The sequence below is a fragment of the Clostridium cibarium genome, from assembly GCF_014836335.1.
Taxonomy (GTDB): domain Bacteria; phylum Bacillota; class Clostridia; order Clostridiales; family Clostridiaceae; genus Clostridium; species Clostridium cibarium.
In genome coordinates this window covers 76,613-100,582 of record NZ_JACSRA010000002.1, presented here as the reverse complement: position 1 = coordinate 100,582, position 23,970 = coordinate 76,613, and the positions used below count along the sequence as shown (strand labels likewise).

Genomic DNA, 23,970 nt, shown 5'->3' with positions numbered 1-23,970 from the left:
AATGATTCGAAAATTAAATGGCAATTTTAAATTCATTTGTATAATTTTTATAAATTCTTGGAATAATTAAAAAGAGTTTATAAAATAAGGAGTGAAAAAACTTTGAATAATTTAGAATTGATGGAGAGAAATATAGTATCAGGACATTCTGCTAGAAGAGAGAGAAGAAAAGGATTTGTTCCAGGAATTTTATACGGAAAAAGGGTGGAAAATTTTTTGTTTGAAGTTGGAGAACTAGAATTAAGAAGAGAATTATCTTTATCAGGAGAACATGGAATAATTAATTTTAATTTAAATGGGAGAAGTGAAAAAGCTTTACTAAAAGAAGTTCAAAGAGATCCGGTATCACATAAGGTAATTCATATAGATTTAGAAGAAATAACAACAAATAAAGAAATCCAATCCGAAGTACCTATTCAATTTGTTGGAGAAGAGTGGCTAAATAATAAAGGTGCTGTTCTTCAAAAAGAAAAAGCAGTTGTTAAAGTAACCTGTAAACCCGATGATTTACCAAGATCATTTAAAGTTGATGTATCAAAAGGAAAATTAGGAGATGTATATAGGTTTGAAGATCTAGAGTTTGGAGAAGAAATTTCAATTATAGATGATATTCATACAGTAGTTGCTTCAATTAGTAATGAAAATAGATTAACATCTCAATTAGGAGAGCAAGAAATGGAAAATCGTGATACGGATAAAGAAGAGAAAAAGTCAGAAGACTGATAGGGGAGTGATACCCCTCGTTTAGAAAAAAATGGGAAAAATTAACTTTCCCATTGTAAATTGTAATTTATGTTGTATAATATATTTGTAAAGAATAGGAGGAGGGGTATTAGTGTATAAAGATAAGTATACAAACTGGTTAAACTCAAGTATTATAAGTGAAGAAATCAAGGAAGAATTACGTAATATAAAAGATGACAAGGAGATTGAAGATAGATTTTATAAGGATTTAGAATTTGGTACAGGTGGGTTGAGAGGAGTAATAGGAGCTGGTACTAATAGAATGAATATATATACAGTATCAAAGGCCACACAAGGGTTTGCAAATTACTTAAATGAAAACTTTAAAGAACCATCTATCGCAATAGCTTATGATTCAAGAAATATGTCAAAGGAATTTGCAAAGGCGGCAGCATTAACTTTATGTGCAAATGGAGTAAAGGTTTATTTGTATGAGAGTTTAAGACCAACACCAGTGCTTTCATTTTCAGTTAGACATTTAAATTGTCAAGGTGGTATAGTTGTTACTGCATCTCATAATCCTAAACAATATAATGGATACAAAGTGTATGATGAGTTTGGTGGACAAGTAACTGATGAAAAAGCTAACAAAATAATTTCAGCTGTAAATGCTATTGAAAGTTTTGAAGAATTGAAATCAATTGCAGAAGGTGTAGCAATTGAAAAAGGATTACTTAAGTATATCGGTGAAGAAGTTGATAAAGCATATATAGAGAAGGTAAAAGGACTAACTATAAGAGAGAATTTAGTAAGAGATAAAGCAAAGGATTTAAAAATAATATATACCCCAATTCACGGAAGTGGAAATGTACCTGTTAGAAGAGTATTAAACGAATTAGGTTACAATAATGTTAAAGTGGTTAAAGAGCAGGAGGCTCCAAATGGAGATTTTCCAACTGCACCTTATCCAAATCCAGAGCTACCAAAAGTATTTGAATTGGCATTAGATATGGCTAAGAAAGAAGTGCCAGATATTATATTTGGTACTGATCCAGATTGTGATAGAATTGGTGTTGTTGTTAATGTTGGAAATGGAGAATATAAGGTTTTAACAGGAAATCAAACAGGTTTACTGTTAACTAACTATATATTAAGTTCGCTAAAAGAGACAGGAAAATTACCAAATAACGGAGTTGTAATAAAAACAATTGTTACAACAGAAGGTGCTAGAAAAATAGCTGAAAGCTATGGTATAGAAATTATGGATGTATTAACTGGATTTAAGTATATTGGAGAAAAAATTCAAGAATTTAATACTTCAGGAGAAAAGAAATACTTATTTGGATTTGAAGAAAGCTATGGATACCTTGCAGGTGATTTTGTAAGAGATAAGGATGCTGTTATAGCTTCTATGCTTATTGCTGAAATGACTCTTTATTATAAAGAAGAAGGAATGAGTCTTTATGAAGCTTTAATTAAACTTTATAAAAAACATGGATTCTTTAAGGAAGAACTAGTTTCTTTAGAACTTGCAGGAAAAGAAGGAGCAGAAAAGATTGCAACTTGTATTGATGGATTAAGAAGCTCTACATTAAATGAAGTTGATCGAGTAAAGGTTGTAACTAAATTAGATTATAAACTAAAGGTTGAAGAAAATTTAATTAAGGCAGAGAATAAGGATATTAATCTTCCAACTTCTAATGTATTGAAGTTTATATTAGAAGATGATTCATATTTTGTTGTAAGACCTTCGGGTACAGAACCTAAAATGAAAGTATATCTTGCAGTTAAAGGAAATAGCTTAGAGAATGCTGAAACAGAAATCCAAAGATTTAAAGAAAAAGTAATGGAAATAATAAATAAAAAATTAAAATAAAATTAAGAAAATGCTATCATTTTGAAAGATGATAGCATTTTTTCTGTTTTGGGGTATAATTATAAGAGACATAAAATGGTTAGGTGGTGCCGAATGGATTATAAAACAGTATTTAAAGATAAATTAAATAAATTATTGTTCTTAGAGGTAGATTGGGAAGGTTTTAAGAATAGTACCAATATATCGAAAAAAATTTCTTTGAAGACCAAAGATTTATATGTGCCAATTAGCTCTAAATACATTACAAGTAATGTGAATGATGAGATAAAAATTAGTAATTTGCCTATATATTATTTTATCGAAGGGATGTTAATTGCATTGGGTGCAGATGAAAATCTTATATATAGCGAAGATTATATTATTGTTTTAAATAACATAAAAGAAAGTGAAGAATGTGGAAGATCACTAGTTACAAATAGAATAAAGGAAAATGACCTGGTTGAAGCTTATCTTTTAGTAAGAGGACTATATTTAGCTAGTGGAAATGAAGAATATTATAAAAAACTTTTATTAATTGGCGAGGCTATAAGAGAAGGAGATAGTGCTTTTGAAGAGATTTTATTGCAAGATATCGAAGAGGGAAAAGGTGAATTTCCAAACTTGTCAGAGCCATATCTTTATAATGCCTTAATACTTAAAGCTAAAGGTGATTATAGAGGTGCTAAAGTAGATATTAATGAGTATGTAAATAAAGGTGGGGAAGTAAGTGAAGATATTAAGGTAATAATGAATGATATTGAGAATGTTACTTCATATGAAAAGGCTATAGATATGTTAGACGAAAGTCCTGAAAAATCTATAGGAATATTTTTATCACTAATTGATAATTTTGAAAAAAATCCTTTGCTTTACTATTACTTAGCAGTAGCATATAGAAAAATTGAAAACTATGAAAAAGCAATATATTATTTAAATGAAAGTTTAGATATAGAGTCAGGTATTCTAGAAGTAGTAAATGAACTTGGAGTTAATTATGCTTGCATCGGAGATTTTGAACAGGCTATAAAATATTTTAAAAAAGGATTTGAGGCTTCAAGGGATATTGAAATATGTACAAATATAGTAATGTGTTATCTTAATTTAGGTAATGAAAGAGAAGCAAAACTACACTTGGATATAGCTAGAAAATTAAATCCTGAAGATGAGATTGTACAACAAATTGATAGAATGTTAGCAAAATAAGGAGTTTATATGTATACAAAAATTTTAGGATATAAGATTTTTAATAAGAGTAAATCAGAATTATTAAATGAGATTTTTGAAAAAGATAAAGTAAATATAGTTTCTGGCAATCCAGAGATCCTATTTAATGGATTAGAAGATAAAAGTCTTAATGAAAATTTTAATTCAGAGTATTCTGTAATAATTCCTGATGGTGTTGGAACTGTAATTGCTTCAAGGATGGTAAAAAATCCTGTTAAAGAGAAGATTGCAGGAATTGAAGTTATGAAGGGAATTTTATATAAGGGTGCTAATGAAGGTAAAGGCATTTATCTACTTGGAGCAAAGGAAGAGACTCTACAGGAATGTATTAAGAATATTAAAAAAGATATACCTACTATTAACATTGTTGGGGCTCATAATGGATATTTTGATTTAGATAATTGTGATGATATTGTTCAAGATATAAAAGATAAGAAGCCATGGGCGATATTTGTGGCTATGGGATGTCCTAGACAAGAAAATTTTATAATTAATAATATGGATAAGCTTCCATGTAAAATATATATGGGAGTGGGTGGTAGTTTTGATGTTTTTGCTGGAAATGTTAAAAGAGCACCGAAATGGATGATTTCTTTGGGACTTGAATGGTTGTACAGAGTTTCAAATGAACCAAGTAGGATTAAAAGATTAGGAGTAATTCCACGATTTTTGTGGAGAGTAGCTAAAAGTAAGTAGTGGGTGAATATATGAAGAAAAATAGTTTGATTAAGTCGACTGCTATAGTTATGGTAGTTGCTTTAATAAGCAGGTGCATGGGTTTTGCTAGAGATTTTTTAATCGGAGTAAGGTTTCCGGCAGGAATAGAATCTGATGCATATAAAGCAGCAGCATCTATTCCAGATATAATTTTTACCTTAGTTGGTCTTGCTATTTCAACATCATTTTTACCCATGCTTAGTAATGTTAAGGTAAAAAAAGGAAAAAGTGAAATGCATAAGTTCGCCAACAATATAATAAATATACTTTTTTTTATATCATTGGTAATCTTTGTGGTTGCAAGTTTTTTTCCAGAGCAAATTACAGGACTATTTATGAATAGAGATAAGGTTGATCCTGAAACGATGATTATAGCAACAAAACTAACTAGAATAACATTAATAAACTTGATGTTCTTGTCTATAAATGCATGCTTTACGGCTATATTACAAATTCATGAAGATTTTGTAATTCCATCTATACTTGGATTGTTCTTTAATTTGCCTATGATAATTTATTTAATAATATTTAAGGATTTCAATATATATGGATTGACTATTGCAAATGTAATTGGTAATTTTGCAAGAGTAGTAGTTCAAGTACCATCATTAAAAAAACATGGCTATAGGTATAGATTCTTTATTGACTTAAAAGATGAGAGAGTAAAGAGAATTATCATATTAATATTACCGGTTATGGTTGGGGCTGGTGCAAATTCGTTAAATATGGTTGTTGATAAAAATATAGCTTCAGGTCTTGATAAAGGTGCTTTAACTACATTAGATAATGCTCAACTTTTGATCTCTTTTATAAATACAATTGTAACCACATCGATATCTACAGTTGTATATCCTATTTTGGCTAATAGACAAAGCGAAGGAAAGAATAAAGAGTTTTTAGAAGTGTTATCAAAATCGGTGATATATTTAGCATTGTTACTAGTTCCTATTACAGCAGGTATGCTATTGTATGGAAATGATATAGTTAGGATTGTATTTTTTAAATATGAGGAAAGCTCTCAATTACTAGTAACATTAGCTCTGTTTGGATATTCGTTTGGAATATTCTTTACAGGCGTTAGAGATATACTAAATTCAACTTTGTTTTCTATGGGAAAAACAAAACTTACAGCAACTAATGGAGTTATAGGAATGATAATAAATATTGTATTGAGCATAACATTATCTAAAAACTTAGGGATTTTAGGTATTGCTATAGCTTCTTCAGTAGCAATGTTAGTAACAGCACTTTTGCTCATTAGGAATATTGTTAAGCTACAGGGAAAGTTGAATGTTAAATTATTATTTGGAAAGTTAGTGAAGGTTATCCTTTCTACTTTAGGGATGGTAATTATTATAGGGATAATAAGTAAGATTACTATAAGTTTTCCTATAATTATTCATATATTAATTGGAACTATTATTGGTGCATTAGTTTATTTCTGCTTTACTTATATATTAAAAATAGATGAAGTTAGAGAAATACTAATTGTATTGAAAAATAAAATTAGTTCATAGGAGGAAAAAATGAAAATATTATTTATTGCGTGTTATTCGCCATTCATTAATAATTCAGCAGCAATTGAGACTTTACAGTACTTAAATAAACTTAGTGAAATAGAAGAAAATGAAGTTCATCTTTTAACGGTAGATTTTCCAAAGGATTCAATATACTATGATGAAGAGTTAAGTAAAATGATAAGTTCAGATATAAAGACACATCTGATTGAAGGAGGGAAGCTATTTAATAAGCTAGTTCCAAGAAACTCAGAAAATGAATTAGAGACAGCTCCTTCTAGTGGGTCAATAAGGAAATTAAAAATTCTTAGAAATATTAAAAATGCAGTAGTAATTCCAGATATGTATTATATATGGTCAAAAAAAGCTAGTAAATATGGAATTAAGTTGATGGAAGAAGAGAAATTTAATGTAATATTTTCAATGCATGAACCTCCATCTTCTCATTTATGTGGATATAATATAAAGAAAAAGTATAATAATGTTCCATGGATAACATATTGGAGTGATCCATGGCTTAAGGATTCAACTAGATTAAGATCTAATTTCGTTAAAAAGAGCATTGAAGCAAGTATGGAAAAGAAGATAGTTAATTTAGCTGATAAATTTATTTTTGTAACAGAAGATAATAGACAAGATTATATAAAAAGTTATGGTATTGATAAGGAAAAGACCTATATTATAACTAGAGGTTTTGATTCTAAATTATTTGAAAAAATAAATAAGGAAGAAAAACCTAAATTGATTAAAAATGATAAAATAAATATTATTTATGCTGGTGAAATATTTTCAAAACTTAGAGATATAAATCCTTTCATTAAGGCTTTAGAAGAAATAAAGGAAGAAAATTCTTTGCTATATAAAAAGATGAATGTATTATTCTTTGGAAATATTGATGATGCAAAAGCGAAGGAAAAGTTAGATTCTTTAGAAGTTGTTACTGTATCTAAACGAATACCATTTAATGAAGCAATCAAGTATATGTTGAAGTCTGATATATTATTGCTTTTTGGAAATAGGGAATCTAAGCAGATACCTGCAAAAGTTTATGAGTATTTTGGTGCTAGAGGAAAGATATTTGCTATATATGGTGATAATCATGATCCTATTCGGAAGTTGGTTGAAAATCATGATAGATGTGTTACTGCTGACAATAACAGAGATGATATTAAAGCAAATTTGGTTAACCTTTTACAAAAAGAGAAGGAAGAATTATTTACTGAACCAGATTATTCTTATGAGTGGAACACAATAGTTGAAAGATTAAATAAAATATTAGAGGTGTAGATTATGCATATAATGGTTGTGCCATCTTGGTATGCCTCGCCTAGAAATAAAGTTCATGGGAGTTTTTTTAAAGAACAGTTTCAGGCGCTCCAGAGAAGTGGTGAGAAAATATCTGTGGCTTATAATGAGATTTGGCCTTTAACTTTGCTAGGGAGAGTTAATGAAAAGAGAAGATTAAGTTTTAATATTGAAGAAGATTTAAGAACTTATAGATACAAAGACTATAACTTTTTCCCTAAGAATCCTAGGATGTTTAAGAGTTTTAATAAGCGAATGGAAAAACTTTACCTTGAAATAGTAAATAAAGAAGGAAAGGTGGATTTAATCCATGCTCACTCAGCTTTTTGGGGTGGGATTTCTGCTGCATATGTAGCAAAAAAATATAATGTTCCATTTATACTTACAGAGCATACATCTCTAGAAAATAGTAAGTATGTTAAAGAGAGTTATTTTAAATGGATTAAATATTCATATGATTCGGCTGATAAATTAATAGCTGTTGGAAATGGGCTTAAGAAGGAAATGACTAAGTACACAGATAATGATATAGAAGTAATACATAACTTGGTTGATTTCTCAAGAACTAGTGTTGAAGAAAAGATTGAAACTTCAAAAGAAATTAAATTATTTTCTTTAGCATACTTAGTTGAAGGAAAAGGTATGGATAGACTTATTAGAGCATTTAGTGAAGCATTTAGTGAAGATAATGTTACTCTTACTATAGGTGGAGATGGAGAAAAAAGAAGTGAATTGGAATCATTAACAAGAGAGCTTGGACTTGAAGGACGAGTTACTTTTTTAGGCGCTGTTGGAAGAGATGATGTGGTTAAAGTTATGAATGAATTTGATGGTTTTGTTCTAGCATCTGAATATGAAACTTTTGGAGTTGTCTATATTGAAGCGATGGCACTTGGTAAACCTGTTCTTGGAACTAAAAATGGTGGCGCTGAAGACATTATTAAGGATTACAATGGGATCATAGTAGAAAATAAAAATCATAATGCTTTAGTTGAAGGGCTAATGAATTTTGTTGAAAACATTAATGATTTTGATAATGAGTTGATACGAGAAAAATGTATAAGTAATTATGGTGAGGAAGTAATTATAGGAAAGATAAAGAAAATATATAAAGATGTTTTAAGTAAATAAAAATAGGCTGTAAAAAAGAGTGTTGATATCACTCTTTTTTATAATATAATTATGTTTAAAAGTACAATAATAAAATTTGGGGATTTAGGTGAAAATATATGGAGATAAAAGCAGTGATGGACAACGTTATATCCTTATTTTTGATAATTCTAGTAGGATTGTATGGAGTAAAGAGGAATATAATAACTGGTGAAATTCAAAAGGGACTAACTAGAATTCTTATGAATATAACGCTTCCTCTTTTGATAATTACATCTTTTAGTTTAAAGTTTGATGAAAGTATGAAGAGCAATATTTTAAGGTCTTTTTTTTATAGCTTTTTTTGTTTTATTATAACTGGAATAATATCATACATATTGCTTTTAGTAATTAAAGATAAGAGTAAAAGAAATGTATTACAGTTTGCAAATGTATTTTCTAACTGTGGGTTTGTTGGGTTTCCTATAGTAAGCAGCATATATGGGGCTGAAGGTGTAGTGTATACAGCTATATTTAATGTTCTATTCAATTTGTTTTTGTGGACATATGGAATTGTGCTTTATTCAGATAACTTTGCTATTAAGGATATTAGGAAAGTTCTGTTTACTCCAGGAATAGTGGCAGTATATATTGGAATCTCTATTTTATTATTTAATGTAGAATTACCTGGAACCTTGTATAAAAGCTTTAAATTAGTAGGAGACATGACAACACCGTTGTCCATGATAATAATAGGATGTGTATTATCAAAGGTAAATATGAAGGAAGCTTTTAGGGATATAACCGTGTATTATGGAACTTTTATAAGGTTAATAATAATTCCTTTAGCTATTATTTTATTTGCAAAGCTTGTGAAAGATGATAGTATATTAATTAATACAATAATAGTGCTTCAATCTATGCCAGCGGCAACAATGACATCAATAATAGCAGAGAGCTATAATAAGGAAAGTAGTTATGCAGCTATAATAGTTTTTGTAACTACCTTGTTTTCTATAGTAAGTTTTCCAATAGTTTTGAAAATTATATCGTAAATTTATGTATTGTAAGGACGTGATTTTAATGGAGTTTAAAGATTATAGGGTAGGAGAGTTTATTGAGGATTTATCTTCAAGTTCACCATCTCCAGGTGGAGGAAGTGTGGCGGGACTTGTTTCTGCGCTTGCAGGAAGTTTAAATTCAATGGTGTATTCATTAACAGTAAATAAAAAATCATTTGAAGCATTGGATATAGATACTAAAAAGGTGATTTTAGATTTTTGCGAAGCTTCAAAAAAGTTTACTAAGAAATCTTTAATTTTGATGGAAGATGATAGAAGATACTTTAATGAACTTATGGATTGTTATAAGTTAAAGAAAGATACAGATGAAGAAAAAGAAAAAAGAAATAAAGGGATACTTGAAGGAACTTTAAAAGCTATGAAGGCTCCTTTAGAACTTGCAAAAGAAGGGTATAAGTTTTATGATAATATTGATATTGCAGTGAAATACGGCAATAAGATGTTACTTTCTGATGCAGGCTGTGCAGCAATTCTTTTGCATGCGGCAATAGAAACATCTATAATAAATGTAAAAGTTAACTTAAATTCATTAAGAGAAAAAAGTTTTTCAAAAGGTATTGAAATGGAAATAGCTAGTATAGAAGTTGATTCATTAAAGAGAAAAGAGGCAATTTGTAAAAAAGTAAATGAGATAATATATCCAGGTAAATAGTAAAACATTTATTAATTGGGAAAATGATATGTTAATGGAAGTAGTCAGGAATCTAAGTGGATTGCCTGACTATCTACATATATTGATAAGTTTAATGAAAACATTAAAATGAGAAAGATAAATTCAAGTTTAAGTTTTCTACATTATTCAGGAAGTTCTGATAAAGATTTAAATTCATATCCTTCATTTTTTAGATCTGTTAATACTGTTTTTAAAACTTTCATATTAGTTTTAGAAACTGCATGAAGAAGAATTATTCCACCAGGATGCACTCCGTTTTCAATTTTCTTTATAGCATAGTCTTCTGAAGGTTGATCGTTAACAAACCAATCTTTATATGCAAAGCTCCAAAAAATTGTTTTATAACCTAATTCTTTTGTTTTTTCTAAAGACTCTTTAGAGTATTTTCCCATAGGAGGTCTGAAAAATTTTGGCATATCTTCACCGATAAGAGATTTATAAGCTTCTTCAACATCATTTAGCTCACTGTTGAATTTTTCTATGTTATGTACTGAAGGCATTGAATGATGATGATTAGAATGATTGCAAACTAAATGACCTTCATCTACCATTCTCCTTATTAAGTCTGGCTCATTGTCTATGTATGGCTTTACAACAAAAAAAGCAGCTGGAACTTCTAACTCTTTTAATGTGTCTAAAATTGCACTAGTATATCCTTTTTCATATCCCTCATCAAAAGTTAGGTATAATGTTTTTTGTGATGTGTCTCCTAAGTAATATCCATTACAATCTTTAAGGAAGCTTATTGACTCTTTTGCAGGTTCTGGTATTTTCCCTTTTTCCTTGGTTGGGACGAAGTACCAATTGAGTTCGCTGCCAAAGGAAAATGCTTCTACAGGTCTGGGATATGCCAAGAATCCAACTATCAATGAAGTTGTTAAAAAATATATAAAAAGTTTTTTCTTCATAAATAATATCACCTATTTCTTAATTACTCTTAAAAGTATTATGTCCACAAGAAGAAATATAAATACTATAAAAAATTTAATTGTGAGTAATTATGAAAGAATAAATTCTTTCTCGTTTTTGTTTTGGATTTTTAAAGTTTATTTTGGAAGAGTTTTGTGATATATTATAATGTAGAATAATCAAGAGGCTAGTTTTAAGATGAGAAAGGAATGTACATAATGAAGTTAGGAATTGTAGGGTTGCCAAATGTAGGCAAAAGTACTTTGTTTAATGCAATAACAAAAGCAGGAGCAGAATCAGCAAATTACCCATTCTGCACAATTGAACCAAATGTTGGGGTTGTTTCTGTGCCAGATAAAAGATTAGATGTATTGGAGAAGCTATATAATACAAAGAAAAAAGTATACACTTCAATAGAATTTTATGATATAGCAGGATTAGTTAAAGGAGCTTCTAAAGGAGAAGGTTTAGGGAATAAATTCTTGTCACACATTAGGGAAGTTGCATCTATTGTCCATGTTGTAAGATGTTTTGATGATGGAAATGTAGTGCATGTAGAAGGTAGTGTAGACCCAATTAGGGATATTGAAACAATAAATTTAGAACTTATTTTTTCAGATTTAGAAGTTTTAGAAAGAAGATTGGAAAAATCAGTTAAGCTTGCCAGGTCAGGTGATAAAGCAGCAAAAGCAGAATATGAGTTAATGGAGAAGGTTAAAGCTCATTTGGAAAAGAATCTTCCGGTTAGAACAATGGAAGTTACAGACGATGAAGCTACTTTTATTAAAAGTCTTTTCCTAATTACTTCTAAACCAGTATTATATGCTTGCAATGTATCAGAAGATGATATAGCAAGTGGAAATCCAAATAATAAATATGTTGAGACTGTTAGAAGTTATGCAGAAAAGGAAAACTCAGGAGTTATGGTAGTTTGTGCAAAATTAGAAGAAGAATTATCAGGAATTGATGATGAGGAAAAATCAGAAATGTTGGCCGAATATGGATTAGAAGAATCTGGACTTGATAAATTAATACAAGCATCATATAAACTGTTAGGACTTATGAGTTTCTTAACAGCTGGAGTGCAAGAAGTTAGAGCATGGACTATTAAAGAAGGAACAAAGGCACCTGCAGCAGCAGGTAAGATTCATTCTGACATAGAGAGAGGGTTTATTAGAGCGGAAGTGGTTTCGTATGATGATCTTGTAGAATGTGGTTCTGAAGCTAAGGCGAAAGAAAAAGGATTATACAGACTTGAAGGCAAAGAGTATGTTATGAAAGATGGAGATATAGTTAATTTTAGATTTAATGTTTAGTGAACTAACTATTTTAATAGTTTGCGACTGTGGCTACAAGAAGTTACAAAAAAACATAGAAATACCAAGTGGTTTGGGAGTATGTAAAAGATATTTTTATAAAAAAATTAATTTAATAAAAAATTAATAATTGATAAAAAGTGTTTTCAAGTTAGTGTATATAAGGGCTAGGCAATATTTGCTTAGCTCTTTATTTACTTTTTTATTATAAAATTTAAAAAATAAATCAATAAAAAAAGAGGATATTTAAATTATTTAACGAATAGTAATAAAAAAGTGGGTTAAAGTGGAGTGAAGTGGTTATAAGTAGAGCACAAATACCAAAATGAATATTGAGGAGTACATTTTATGTTAATAGGTGAATATCAACATGCCTTAGATGTGAAAAATAGAATGATTGTACCCTCCAAGTTAAGGGAGGATCTTGGAAATAAATTTGTTATTACCAAGGGGTTAGATGGTTGCCTATATGTATATCCGCTCAACGAATGGAAAAAAATGGAAGAAAAGTTAAAAACACTACCTTTAACTAATAAAGATGCTAGAGCCTTTGTTAGATTTTTCTTTGCTGGAGCTTGCGAAGTAGATATGGATAAGCAAGGAAGAGTATTGATTCCACAGAATCTTAAAGAATATGCAATTATAGAAAAGGACATAGTAAGTATAGGAGTTTTAACCAGAGTAGAAATATGGAGTAAAGAAAAGTGGATGGAATACAATGATTCAAATGTGGATTACGAATCAATTGCGGAGAAAATGAGCGAATTAGGAATATAAGGAGTTTTAATATGGAATTTAAACATGTATCGGTTTTATTAGATGAGTGCCTTGAAGGCTTAGACATAAAAAAAGATGGTATATATGTTGATTGTACTCTTGGGGGTGCTGGTCATTCAAGCCAAGTTTTAAGAAGACTTTCTGAAAATGGATTGTTAGTTGGAATCGATCAAGATAATGATGCACTAAAGGCTGCTAAAGAAAAGTTAAAAAATTATAAAAATGTACAGTTTGTACATAACAATTTCTATAATATAGACAATATTTTAGAATCTATAGATATACCTAAAGTGGATGGTATTCTTATGGATCTTGGAGTTTCTTCGTATCAACTAGATGAAGGGGAAAGAGGTTTTAGTTATATGAAAGATGCTCCTTTAGATATGCGAATGAATAGAGAAAATGATTTTTCAGCATATGAGATTATTAATAATTATTCTATGGATGAACTATATAGAATAATTAAGGATTATGGAGAAGAAAGGTTTGCCAAGAGAATAGCAACTTTTATTGTAGATAGGAGAGTTGAAAAGTCTATTGAAACAACGTTAGAACTAGTTGAAATAATTAAAAATGCAATACCGGCAAAGGCTCGAAGAGAAGGTCCACATCCTGCAAAGAGAACTTTTCAAGCTATAAGAATTGAAGTGAATGGGGAACTTAGAATTCTTAATAAAGCGATAGAAGATGGAGTTAATAGGTTAAACAAAGGAGGAAGAATGGCGATAATAACATTCCATTCCTTAGAAGATAGAATAGTAAAATTGAAATTTAGGGAGTTAGCAAATCCATGTACTTGTCCTAAAGAATTTCCAGTTTGCGTATGTGGGAAAGAACCTTTAGTAAAATTGGTAAGTAGAAAAGCTATAGAACCAACAAGTGAAGAGGTTGAAGAGAATCCTAGAAGTAGAAGTGCAAAACTTAGAATAGTAGAAAGAATTTAGACTATAGTTATAAATAAACCGGGGTGTGAATATTATGATAGTGAAAGAATATGATTATGTAAAAGGCAATAATGCTATAAGTCCACATAGGAAAAGTAATGAAAAGGACAAAAAGAAGTATGAAGAACTAAAACGTTCAAAGAGAGATAGGAATAAAAGAAAATTAGAAGAACAAAAGGGTGTTAGAAAAGCTGCAGTTCAAATTGCATGTGTTATTTTTTTTGTTGGGATGGTCACTATATCAAGGGATGTCAAAGTATATAATATGCAAAAGGAAGTAGGAAATATAGATTCTCAAATTAAGAATCTAAATGATGAAAATGAAGCTTTAAGAGTTGAACTTTTAAAAGTTGGTACTCTTGATAATATTAAAACTCAAGCGGAACAAAGATTGGGTATGTTTGTACCTACAAAGGACAATAGGATACAAATAGAGATTCCTAAGGGATATCTTGAAGATAAAGATAAGAAAAAAACAGAAGATAAGACGAATCAAGAAACATTGTTTTCAAAGCTAATGGATGCGCTAAAATAGCAGTGCATCCTAAGTTTGTTTATCAAAGAATATTGACGGAGGCGTTAGGGTGAAGAAGAGAAATTTTAGGGACAAAGCAAAGATGAGGAAAAGAATAAGTGCAGCATTGATTGCTATAACAACGTTGTTATTCTTACTTACGTTAAGGCTTGCTTATATAATGATAGTGAAGCAGAGTGAATATTCAGGTATGGCCCAAGAACAATGGACAAGCGAAGTTAAAATATCTGCCAAAAGAGGTAGAATATTAGATAGAAATGGTGTAGAACTTGCAGTTTCTGCAAATGTATATAGAATTGATTTTGATTTGAATTCCATAAGGGCTTATATAAAAAAGGAAGATTCAAAATATAAGAGTAATGCGGAAATAGCTAAAGCTATTGCTAATGCTTCTGGAATAGATGAAAAAAAAGTTTTGGAAAAGCTTGAGACTAAACTTAAAAGTGGGGCAGAAGCTGGTTCGGCAATATTAGAAAGAAGAGTTGAGAAAGCAGCTGCGGATAGTGTTAAAGCATTAAAAATATCAGGTGTTATCATTTCGCCAGATACTAAAAGATATTATCCAAATAACAACTTTTTGGCTCATGTATTAGGTAGTACCAATATAGATGGTGAGGGATTGACTGGTGTTGAACTAAAATATAATGATGTGTTATCAGGAACACCAGGAATGAAAATAGCTGAACTTGATAGCAAAAGTGGAGATTTACCATATACTATTTCGCAATATACTGCACCTGTTCAAGGGAAAGATGTGAATTTAACTATTGACGAAAATATTCAAGCTTTTGCTGAAAAAGTTGCTACACAAGCTGAAAAGGAACAAAAGGCAAAGGCTGTATCAATTTTGGTTATGGATCCTAAAACGGGAGAAATATTAGGAATGGTAAATAAACCGGATTTTGATCCTAATAACCCTTATGCGGGAATAGAATCTTTTGAGGGAAATACTGAAGGTGAAAAAGTTCAAAAAATGTGGAGAAATAGGTTAGTAAATGACACTTTTGAACCAGGTTCGATATTCAAGGTTATAACAGCAGCTACAGCTATGGAGGAAAATTTAGTTTCAGATAGTGATACTTTTACGTGTAATGGTAGTTTGCAATTTGGTAAGCGAACAATAAAATGTTGGAAGCCTGAGGGACATGGTACTCAGCATTTTGGGGATATAATTCAAAATTCATGTAATGTTGGATTTATGCAACTAGGTGAAAAGATAGGAAAAGAAAAGTTATGTGAATATATAGGGAAATTTGGATTTGGTCAAAAAAGTGGTGTGGATTTACCAGGGGAAGCTTCAGGGATAGTAAAAGCAGTTGAAAACATTTCGCAAACTGACCTAGCAACTATATCTTTTGGCCAAACTAATACGGTTAATTCAGTTCAATATATGACTGCATTTAATGCAATTGCAAACGGGGGAAAACTAATTCAACCTCATGTTATGAAAGAAGTTACCCATGAAGATGATAATGGTACTGTTGTAGTTGATAACACATTTGATCCAACTAAAACTGAAGTAGTTAGTAGTGATAATGCAGCTCAACTAAGACAATACTTAGAGAGGGTTGTAACAAATGGATCAGGTAATGGTGCATTTATTGAAGGGTATCATATAGGAGGAAAGACAGGTACTGCTCAAAAAGTAAATAGAGAAACTGGAAATTATGAAAAATATATATCATCATTTGTAGGAATGGCCCCTGTTAGCGATCCTAAAGTAACAATTATGATTACTGTTGATGAACCTGGAGCTGGAGCATACTATGCTAGTCAAGTAGCAGTACCTTATGCTAAAATATTATTTACTGACATATTTAATTATATGGAAAGTAAATTCTCTGCTGAAAATGATAATGCATTAGTAAAGGATGTAGTTATTCCTGAAGTAAGAGGAATGAAGGTTGATGAAGCTAAAAAAGTTTTAAGTAATTTAAAATTAAATGGAGAGTTAGTTGGAGAAGGTGGTGTTGTTAAAACAATTAAACCATATCCAGGATATACAGTAAAGGAAGGGTCCAAAATAAGCCTTTATGTAAATGAAGATGGTGGAAGCACTAATAGTATTGTAATGCCTGAACTTAGAGGGTATTCTTCTGAGAAAGCAACAGGATTGCTAAAATCTTTGGGACTAACAAAGTATACAATTTCAGGAAGTGGCATGGTATATACTCAGAATGTACCAGCTGGTGAGGTAATTACGAAGGAAACAGCAATAAAATTAGAATTAAACTCTAGTTATAAAGATTAATTCTAATACAGATAAATAAATTTGAGGTGGTAACATGATTCTAAAAGAATTATTAGAAGAATTAAACTATGAAGTAGTACAAGGAAGTGAAAATATAACAATTAATGAAGTTAACTATGATAGTAGGCTTGTCAAAAAAGGAGACCTTTTTGTGTGTATAAAAGGATTCCAAGTTGATGGGCATAAATATGTTAATGCAGCAGTGGAAAAAGGTGCAATAGCTATAGTTTGTGAGGATTTAGTTCAATGTGAAGATAAGGGTATAACTATAATAAGAGTTAAAGAAAGTAGGAAAGCTTTAGCTATAATTGGTTGCAATTTCTATGAAAATCCTAGTAAAAAGATGAAGATTATCGGAGTTACAGGAACTAATGGAAAGACAACAACAACTTTTATGCTTAAAACTATATTAGAAAGTGCAGGAAAAAAAGTAGGATTAGTAGGAACAATAGCAAATTATATAGGCAATAAAAAGTTAGATACTGAAAGAACAACTCCAGAATCATTTGAATTACAAAAGTTATTTAGTGAGATGGTTAAAAATGGCTGTGAGTATTGTGTAATGGAGGTATCATCACATTCCCTTGCATTAGATAGAGTTTATGGTATAGAATTTGATGCGGGAATTTTTACTAATATAACAAGAGATCATCTAGATTTTCATAAAACCTTTGAAAATTATTATTCTGAAAAATTCAAATTGTTTCAAAGAAGTAGTTTAAGTGTAGTAAATATAGACGATAACTATGGAAAAGATGTAGTTAAAGATCTTAAAAATCAAGGTAAAAATAATATAGTTACTTTTTCTATTAAGGAAGAAAGCGATTTTAGGGCTTATGACGAGAAGTGTGAAAGCAAGCATATTGGCTTTAAATTAAAGTTAGATAGAGAAGAAGATTTCTTGGTTGGAATGCCGGGTGAATTTAATATATATAATTCACTAGGAGCAATAGCTGCTATGTATAAATTAGGAATTTCGTTAGATAGTATAAAAAAGGGGATAGAAGAAGTAGTTGTTTTAGGTAGATGTGAAATGGTTGGTAGAAAATATAACTTACCATATACTATAATTGTTGACTATGCCCATACGCCAGATGGATTAGATAATATATTAAAAACAGCAAAAGGATTTACTAAGAACAGGCTTATATCTGTGTTTGGTTGTGGTGGAGATAGAGATAAGGTTAAGAGACCACAAATGGGCAAGATAGGATCAGATTTATCGGATATAGCTATAGTTACCTCTGATAATCCTAGAACAGAGGAACCTATGAGCATAATAAATGATGTTTTAGTAGGGATTGATAAAGATAATTATGAAGTAATAGAAAACAGAAAAGAAGCAATAAAAAGAGCTATAGAGATAGCAGAAGCAGGAGATGTTGTTGTAATAGCTGGCAAAGGACATGAGGATTATCAAATTTTAAATACAGGTAAAATTCATTTCGATGAAAGAGAAGTTGTCGACGAAATATTGAAGAGTAGAATGTAAGAATATTTTAAGTAAGTGTATATTATAATAAGTTATGTGGAATATTGCAAAGTATGCAGTATTCCACATATTACTGAAATAAAGTAAAGAGATAGGTGATTAGAAAGTGGAGTTAACTTTTAAGGAATTGGTGAAAGCTATTGATGGAGAAGTGTTACTTAAGAATAAAAAAATATTTAATAATATTTGTACTGATACAAGAAAAATAGTAAAAGATAATATATTTCTAGCACTAAAAGGTGATAATTTTAATGGAAATAAATATGTAAAAGATGCTTTGGAAAAAGGAGCTTCTATTGCTATTGTAGACGAAGTTTGTTTTGAACCAGTGGAAGTAAAAGGTACAGTGATAAAGGTAGATAATACATATGATGCCTTATTATCACTTGCAAAGTACTATAGAGAAAAACTGGGAGTAAAGGTAGTTGGTATAACAGGGTCAACTGGTAAAACTTCTACTAAGGACTTAGTTGCAGCATTTTTAAGTGAGAGATATAAAGTTTTTAAAACTAAAGGGAATTTTAATAATCATATAGGATTACCACTTATGATACTTAGTTTAGATTCGTCTATAGAAGTAGCAGTTCTAGAACTTGGTATGAGTAATCTTGGTGAAATACATACCCTTGCAGATTGTGCAAGACCAGATATTGCTTTAATTACTAATATTGGATTATCTCACATAGAAAATTTGAAGACACGAGAAAATATTTTGAAAGCTAAGCTAGAAATAACTGATTTCTTTAATAGTGATAATAAACTTATTGTTAATAGTGAGGATGAATATTTAAAGAATCTAAGTAGAGAAAATTATGAACTCATAAAAACAGGATATGGAGAGGGTAATAAATTTTTTGCAAAGGATATTGTTTTGGGTGAGAGTACAACATCTTTTAAGTTAAGGGATGGAGATTATGAACATGAATTTACGTTGCCAATGGTTGGTGCACATAATGTATTGAATGCTTTATTAGGTATAGCAGCAGCTAAAACCTTAGGTGTAACGTACGATGAAATGGAAAGAGGTTTGAAAAATATAGAAGCTACTTCAATGAGACTAGAATTTATAAAAGTGAATGGATTTACAGTAATAAATGATTGTTATAATGCTAGTCCGGATTCAATGAATGCAGCATTAGATGTTTTGAAAAACTATAAGGGTAAAAGGAAAATTGCAGTTTTAGGAACAATGAGAGAACTTGGGGATGAATCTAAAGAAGCTCATAGGGCTGTTGGTGAATATGCAAATGATAAAGCAGATATATTAGTTACTACGGGAGAATATGTAGAAGATTATAAATTAGGATTTAATTGCGGTAAATTTAAAAATTACAGTAGCAAAGAAGAAATGATAAATGAAATAAGAACATTCATTAAAAAGGATGATGTTATATTGGTAAAAGCTTCAAGGGGAGCTAAGTTTGAAGATGTAGTAGCTAAGTTAAAAGAATAAATAGAAATACAGAAATTAAAGGAGGTGAGCTGCCAGGGAGGGCAGCAATACCATGGGGGAATTTTTAAACCAATTTTTCAACAATAAAATTATACTAGCCTTTTTTATGGGATTTATAATTTCGATTATTTTAGGACCATTAATAATACCAGTACTTCATAAACTGAAGTTTGGGCAAAATATACGTAAAGAAGGACCAAAGAGTCATTTGAAGAAAGCTGGAACACCTACAATAGGTGGGTTAATATTTATATTTTCAATAGTATTAGTTATGATCTTTATGAGATATGATTTGTCAGATAAAGCTATGGTGGTACTATATGGAACTTTAGCATTTGGACTAATTGGGTTTTTAGATGATTTACTAAAGATAATTCATAAAGATAATGAAGGATTAAAAGCGGGACAAAAGTTTACTTTGCAATTAATATTTTCAACGGCAATTGCTATTTATGGATATAAAGTGACTGGAACAACAATTTCAATACCATTTATAGATTTTCAATGGAATATGGGGTGGTTTTATATTCCTTTTGTAATATTTTACTTTGCCGCAATAACTAATGCAGTTAATTTAACAGATGGATTAGATGGATTAGCTACATCAGTTACAGTTCTTGTATTAACTTTCTTTAGTATAGTGTCGTTCAAGTTAGGGGCTTATAGCGTGTCTGTATTTGCTATAGGACTTACAGGAGCTTTACTAGGATTTTTAAAATTCAATGCATTTCCAGCAAAGATTTTTATGGGTGATACAGGTTCTTTGGCATTAGGAGGTGCAATTGCAACTATAATGTTAGTTTTAAAAACACCATTGTTGGCTATAATAGTAGGTGGTATTTATGTTATAGAGACCTTATCAGTTATTATTCAAGTTACATCTTTTAAGCTAACAGGGAAAAGAGTGTTTAAAATGGCACCTATACATCATCATTTTGAGCAGATAGGTTGGTCAGAGGTTAAGATAGTAACAATATTTTCAGTAATTACGTTTGTTCTGTGTATTTTAGGATTTATCTCTCTTTAGTAATTGTATGGAGGTTGTTAAATGGTTCGAGGTATGAGAAAGAAAAAGAAATTAGGAAATATGGATTATGGTATTTTCTATTGTGTATTAATACTATTGGCAATAGGAATAGTTATGGTATATTCGGCAAGTTCATATTTTGCTATGTTTAAGTATAAAGATAGTACTTTTTTTCTAAAGAAGCAAATTATCTTTGGTGTATTAGGTATAATAGCTTTATTTTTTACAGCTAATATTGATTATCATAGGCTGAAAAAAATTACGGTACCACTTATGGTTATAACTGTTCCATTGCTTCTACTAGTATATGCATTTAAACCTACAAATGGAGCATACAGGTGGATCGACTTAGGATTTACATCATTTCAACCTTCAGAACTGGCAAAATATGTAGTAGTGCTGTTTTTGGCCATGAGCTTATCAGTAAAAGGTGATGGTGTAAGAAAATTTTGGACTGGAATAGTACCTTATATCGGAGTAGGTGGATTTTATGCAGGATTAGTACTTGCACAAAAAAATCTTAGTATAGCAGCACTAATAATGATAGTGACATTTATAATTCTTTTTACTGCAGGTGGAGATTTAAAACATTTATTTTTATATGTTGCTCCTACACTTATTGCGGCAGCTTTTGCATTTGCGTTAATTCCTGATTATAGGAGAAGGAGAATGCTTAATTTTATAAATCCGTGGGAAGATGCAGCTGGTGATGGGTACCAATTAATACAATCCTTTTATGCACTAGGAGCCGGAGGGATAACAGGATTAGGTTTAGGTCAGTCAAGACAAAAAACATTGTATATGCCAGAACCTCATAATGATTTTATTTTTTCCATAATAGGAGAAGAGTTGGGACTAATAGGTTGTATTGTTATAATACTGCTATTTGTTTTTCTAATATGGAGAGGTGTTAAAGTAGCAATGGAAGCAAGGGATACTTATGGAACTCTTTTAGCCACAGGTATAACATCTGTAATTGCTGTTCAGGCAATAATAAACATTGCAGTTGTTACTGGTTCAATGCCTGTTACTGGCGTTCCGCTACCTTTTATAAGCTATGGGGGTACCTCTCTAGCTATAACAATGGCAGCCATGGGAATTTTGTTAAATATATCTAGACAAGCAAATGCACAAAAGTAGATAAAATTAAAAAAGAAGCTACTGCAAAATTTTGCAGTAGTTTTTTTAAATATTTTATAATTTTGTAATGAAATTAACAATGTTAAGTGGTATTATATTAATAGCATATTATGTAATATAACGGGATAGGGATGGTTATGGTAAAGAGTAACAATGAGTATATTAGAAAAGCAAAAAGAAAGAAAAAAATAAAAAAAATAATTATATCAAGCATTTTGGTGGCAGCACTTGTGGTTGTAGTAATTAACTATACAGATATTTTTAAAATAAAAACAATAAAATGTGTAGGCGATAATCTTGTTACAGGTGGATATGTCGTCGATAAGGCAGAGATGTTAAAAAATAGAAATCTTTTATTTATAAGTAAAAGTGATTTTATGAAAGAATTAAAAGAAAATCCTTATGTTGAGGATATAAAATTTAGTAAAAAATATCCTAGTACTCTAGAAATAAGAATTGTTGAGAAAAAAGGTTTGTATTATGCTTCAGAAAATGGAAATTATAATATAATAAGTGACGAAATGATTTATTTAGAAAAAGTAAATTCAATAGATGGCAGAAATTTGGTTGAAATAAAGGGTGCAAATTTCTCAGGAAAGAATTTGGGAGATAAAGTTTGGGATTCTGAGAGAGTGAAGGAAATCTTACAAGATACATATAAGGTACAAAAGTCATTTGATGATAATGGAGATAATGTAAAAATAACATCCATTGATATTAGCAACCTCTCTAAGATTAAGCTTAATTTTGGAGAAATCGAAGTTTACTTGGGGAATGATGAGAATTTGACAAATAAAATTAAGACAGCAGCTGCTATTTTTAAGCAAGGCATTGCAAAAAAATACATAAATATTAGTTTTAATGGATCCCCAGATATTGAGTAGTAGGAGGTATAACATGAAAAAGCTCACATCACAAATAGTTGTAGCAATAGTATGCGGAATTTTAGGATTTTTATTAGCTTATCAATTTAAAGTATTATCAAAAGCAGAAAATAAAAATGTAAATAGTAATAATACAAATGTTTTAAGCGAAATAGAAAGTTTAAAAAAAGAGAAAGAAGATCTTGTAAATGCAAATGCTTCATTAAGTGAGGACTTAAAGAAGATAGAAGAAAGTGCTACTCAAGAAGGGCAAGTAGAAAAAGAAGTAAAAAAACAATTGGATACTGCAAGAATGCAACTAGGATTAGTTGACGTGAAGGGTCAGGGAATAGTTATTACAATAACACCAAAAACCAATATATTTGGAGCAAATTCTAGTGATTCAAGTACAGATTTAGATGAAAGAGAATTAATTAACATAATTAATCTACTATGGTTTTCTAGAGCTGAGGCGGTATCTGTTAATGATTTTAGAATGACACCTCAAACAGGTATTAAATCTTCAGGAAATTATTTGTGGGTTGGATCAGCAGGAAAGGTTAGCCCAAAAGAAAAAATAGTTATAAAGGCTATAGGTGATAAAACAAATTTAAATGTTGGCGTTAGATTTCAATCAGATTATAATTTAACAACGGGCTCTTTGGCAAATTATGACGTGGATGTTAAATTAGTAGATGAGGTAGAGATTAATAAAACAACACAAACAATAAAAAGTGATTACATTAAGCCAGTTAATGGATAGGGGGAAAATAAATGATAGCAGCAATAGGAGTTTTGATAGGAATTATTTTAGGTTTTGTGGTTGATGTTAATATACCTGAAAAGTTTTCGCCTTATATGTCAGTTGCAATTCTCGCATGTTTAGATTCAGTTTTTGGAGCTGTTAGAGCTAATTTGTCGAAGAATTTCAAAGCTAATATTTTTATTTCAGGTTTTTTTGGAAATGCATTACTTGCAGCTGGATTAGCTTATTTAGGAGATAAATTAGGAATACCTATATATATAGCAGCAGTAATTGTTTTTGGCGGAAGAATATTTGATAACTTTGCTATAATTAGAAGGCTCTTGATTGAAAAAGCTAAGTCAAAACGATGAG

22 protein-coding genes are annotated in these 23,970 nt (G+C 30.2%); 21 read left to right on the top strand and 1 reads right to left on the bottom strand.

Annotated features, from left to right (window positions below; all coding sequences use genetic code 11):
• Positions 1–102: 102 nt before the first annotated feature.
• From H9661_RS01800 to H9661_RS01760, 9 genes are all read left to right on the top strand, one after another.
• Positions 103–723 carry a 50S ribosomal protein L25 gene (locus H9661_RS01800; RefSeq protein WP_243129494.1) on the top strand — a complete coding sequence of 207 codons (621 nt, stop codon included), beginning with the start codon at positions 103–105 and terminating at the stop codon, positions 721–723.
• A gap of 112 nt (positions 724–835) precedes the next feature.
• Positions 836–2,560 carry a phosphohexomutase domain-containing protein gene (locus H9661_RS01795; RefSeq protein WP_191767561.1) on the top strand — a complete coding sequence of 575 codons (1,725 nt, stop codon included), beginning with the start codon at positions 836–838 and terminating at the stop codon, positions 2,558–2,560.
• A 93-nt stretch (positions 2,561–2,653) separates the two neighbouring features.
• Complete coding sequence (locus H9661_RS01790; protein ID WP_143314430.1) at positions 2,654–3,742, top strand: tetratricopeptide repeat protein; 1,089 nt, start codon at positions 2,654–2,656, stop codon at positions 3,740–3,742.
• Positions 3,743–3,751: 9 nt separating this feature from the next.
• Positions 3,752–4,459 carry a WecB/TagA/CpsF family glycosyltransferase gene (locus tag H9661_RS01785; RefSeq protein ID WP_143314428.1) on the top strand — a complete coding sequence of 236 codons (708 nt, stop codon included), beginning with the start codon at positions 3,752–3,754 and terminating at the stop codon, positions 4,457–4,459.
• An 11-nt stretch (positions 4,460–4,470) separates the two neighbouring features.
• Complete coding sequence (gene murJ / locus H9661_RS01780; protein ID WP_191767560.1) at positions 4,471–5,997, top strand: murein biosynthesis integral membrane protein MurJ; 1,527 nt, start codon at positions 4,471–4,473, stop codon at positions 5,995–5,997.
• A gap of 9 nt (positions 5,998–6,006) precedes the next feature.
• Complete coding sequence (locus H9661_RS01775; protein ID WP_143314424.1) at positions 6,007–7,284, top strand: glycosyltransferase; 1,278 nt, start codon at positions 6,007–6,009, stop codon at positions 7,282–7,284.
• A 3-nt stretch (positions 7,285–7,287) separates the two neighbouring features.
• Complete coding sequence (locus H9661_RS01770) at positions 7,288–8,433, top strand: glycosyltransferase (protein ID WP_143314423.1); 1,146 nt, start codon at positions 7,288–7,290, stop codon at positions 8,431–8,433.
• Positions 8,434–8,531: 98 nt separating this feature from the next.
• The gene (locus H9661_RS01765) at positions 8,532–9,446 is read left to right on the top strand and encodes an AEC family transporter (protein WP_143314421.1); all 915 of its coding nucleotides are present in this window, start codon (positions 8,532–8,534) and stop codon (positions 9,444–9,446) included.
• 28 nt (positions 9,447–9,474) lie between these two features.
• Complete coding sequence (locus H9661_RS01760) at positions 9,475–10,125, top strand: cyclodeaminase/cyclohydrolase family protein (protein WP_143314419.1); 651 nt, start codon at positions 9,475–9,477, stop codon at positions 10,123–10,125.
• Between the two features lie 143 nt (positions 10,126–10,268).
• On the opposite strand, the gene pdaA is transcribed toward H9661_RS01760, so the two are convergent.
• A complete protein-coding gene (gene pdaA / locus H9661_RS01755; RefSeq protein WP_143314417.1) occupies positions 10,269–11,054 on the bottom strand; it encodes a delta-lactam-biosynthetic de-N-acetylase in 786 nt (261 codons plus the stop codon).
• A gap of 219 nt (positions 11,055–11,273) precedes the next feature.
• Between pdaA and ychF the strand changes: the two genes are divergently transcribed.
• From ychF to H9661_RS01695, 12 genes are all read left to right on the top strand, one after another.
• Entirely contained in the window at positions 11,274–12,371 is a 1,098-nt protein-coding gene (gene ychF / locus H9661_RS01750; RefSeq protein WP_191767559.1) for a redox-regulated ATPase YchF, read from the top strand.
• Positions 12,372–12,719: 348 nt separating this feature from the next.
• The gene (gene mraZ / locus H9661_RS01745) at positions 12,720–13,148 is read left to right on the top strand and encodes a division/cell wall cluster transcriptional repressor MraZ (protein ID WP_143314413.1); all 429 of its coding nucleotides are present in this window, start codon (positions 12,720–12,722) and stop codon (positions 13,146–13,148) included.
• A gap of 11 nt (positions 13,149–13,159) precedes the next feature.
• Complete coding sequence (gene rsmH, locus H9661_RS01740) at positions 13,160–14,092, top strand: 16S rRNA (cytosine(1402)-N(4))-methyltransferase RsmH (RefSeq protein ID WP_191767558.1); 933 nt, start codon at positions 13,160–13,162, stop codon at positions 14,090–14,092.
• 34 nt (positions 14,093–14,126) lie between these two features.
• Positions 14,127–14,627 carry an FtsB/FtsL family cell division protein gene (locus H9661_RS01735; protein WP_143314410.1) on the top strand — a complete coding sequence of 167 codons (501 nt, stop codon included), beginning with the start codon at positions 14,127–14,129 and terminating at the stop codon, positions 14,625–14,627.
• A gap of 49 nt (positions 14,628–14,676) precedes the next feature.
• The gene (locus H9661_RS01730) at positions 14,677–16,878 is read left to right on the top strand and encodes a stage V sporulation protein D (RefSeq protein WP_143314408.1); all 2,202 of its coding nucleotides are present in this window, start codon (positions 14,677–14,679) and stop codon (positions 16,876–16,878) included.
• A gap of 34 nt (positions 16,879–16,912) precedes the next feature.
• A complete protein-coding gene (locus H9661_RS01725; protein WP_191767557.1) occupies positions 16,913–18,370 on the top strand; it encodes a UDP-N-acetylmuramoyl-L-alanyl-D-glutamate--2,6-diaminopimelate ligase in 1,458 nt (485 codons plus the stop codon).
• Positions 18,371–18,476: 106 nt separating this feature from the next.
• Positions 18,477–19,823 (top strand): UDP-N-acetylmuramoyl-tripeptide--D-alanyl-D-alanine ligase, encoded by a 1,347-nt coding sequence (locus tag H9661_RS01720; RefSeq protein ID WP_143314404.1) that lies wholly within the window; start codon positions 18,477–18,479, stop codon positions 19,821–19,823.
• 52 nt (positions 19,824–19,875) lie between these two features.
• Positions 19,876–20,850: a phospho-N-acetylmuramoyl-pentapeptide-transferase gene (gene mraY, locus H9661_RS01715; RefSeq protein WP_191767556.1), complete on the top strand. Its 975-nt coding sequence runs from the start codon at positions 19,876–19,878 to the stop codon at positions 20,848–20,850.
• 21 nt (positions 20,851–20,871) lie between these two features.
• Entirely contained in the window at positions 20,872–21,990 is a 1,119-nt protein-coding gene (gene spoVE, locus H9661_RS01710; RefSeq protein ID WP_243129492.1) for a stage V sporulation protein E, read from the top strand.
• A gap of 137 nt (positions 21,991–22,127) precedes the next feature.
• Positions 22,128–22,874 (top strand): cell division protein FtsQ/DivIB, encoded by a 747-nt coding sequence (locus H9661_RS01705; RefSeq protein ID WP_191767555.1) that lies wholly within the window; start codon positions 22,128–22,130, stop codon positions 22,872–22,874.
• A 13-nt stretch (positions 22,875–22,887) separates the two neighbouring features.
• Positions 22,888–23,616 carry a DUF881 domain-containing protein gene (locus H9661_RS01700; protein WP_191767554.1) on the top strand — a complete coding sequence of 243 codons (729 nt, stop codon included), beginning with the start codon at positions 22,888–22,890 and terminating at the stop codon, positions 23,614–23,616.
• A gap of 11 nt (positions 23,617–23,627) precedes the next feature.
• Entirely contained in the window at positions 23,628–23,969 is a 342-nt protein-coding gene (locus H9661_RS01695; RefSeq protein ID WP_143314395.1) for a small basic family protein, read from the top strand.
• The last annotated feature ends 1 nt before the right edge of the window (position 23,970 follow it).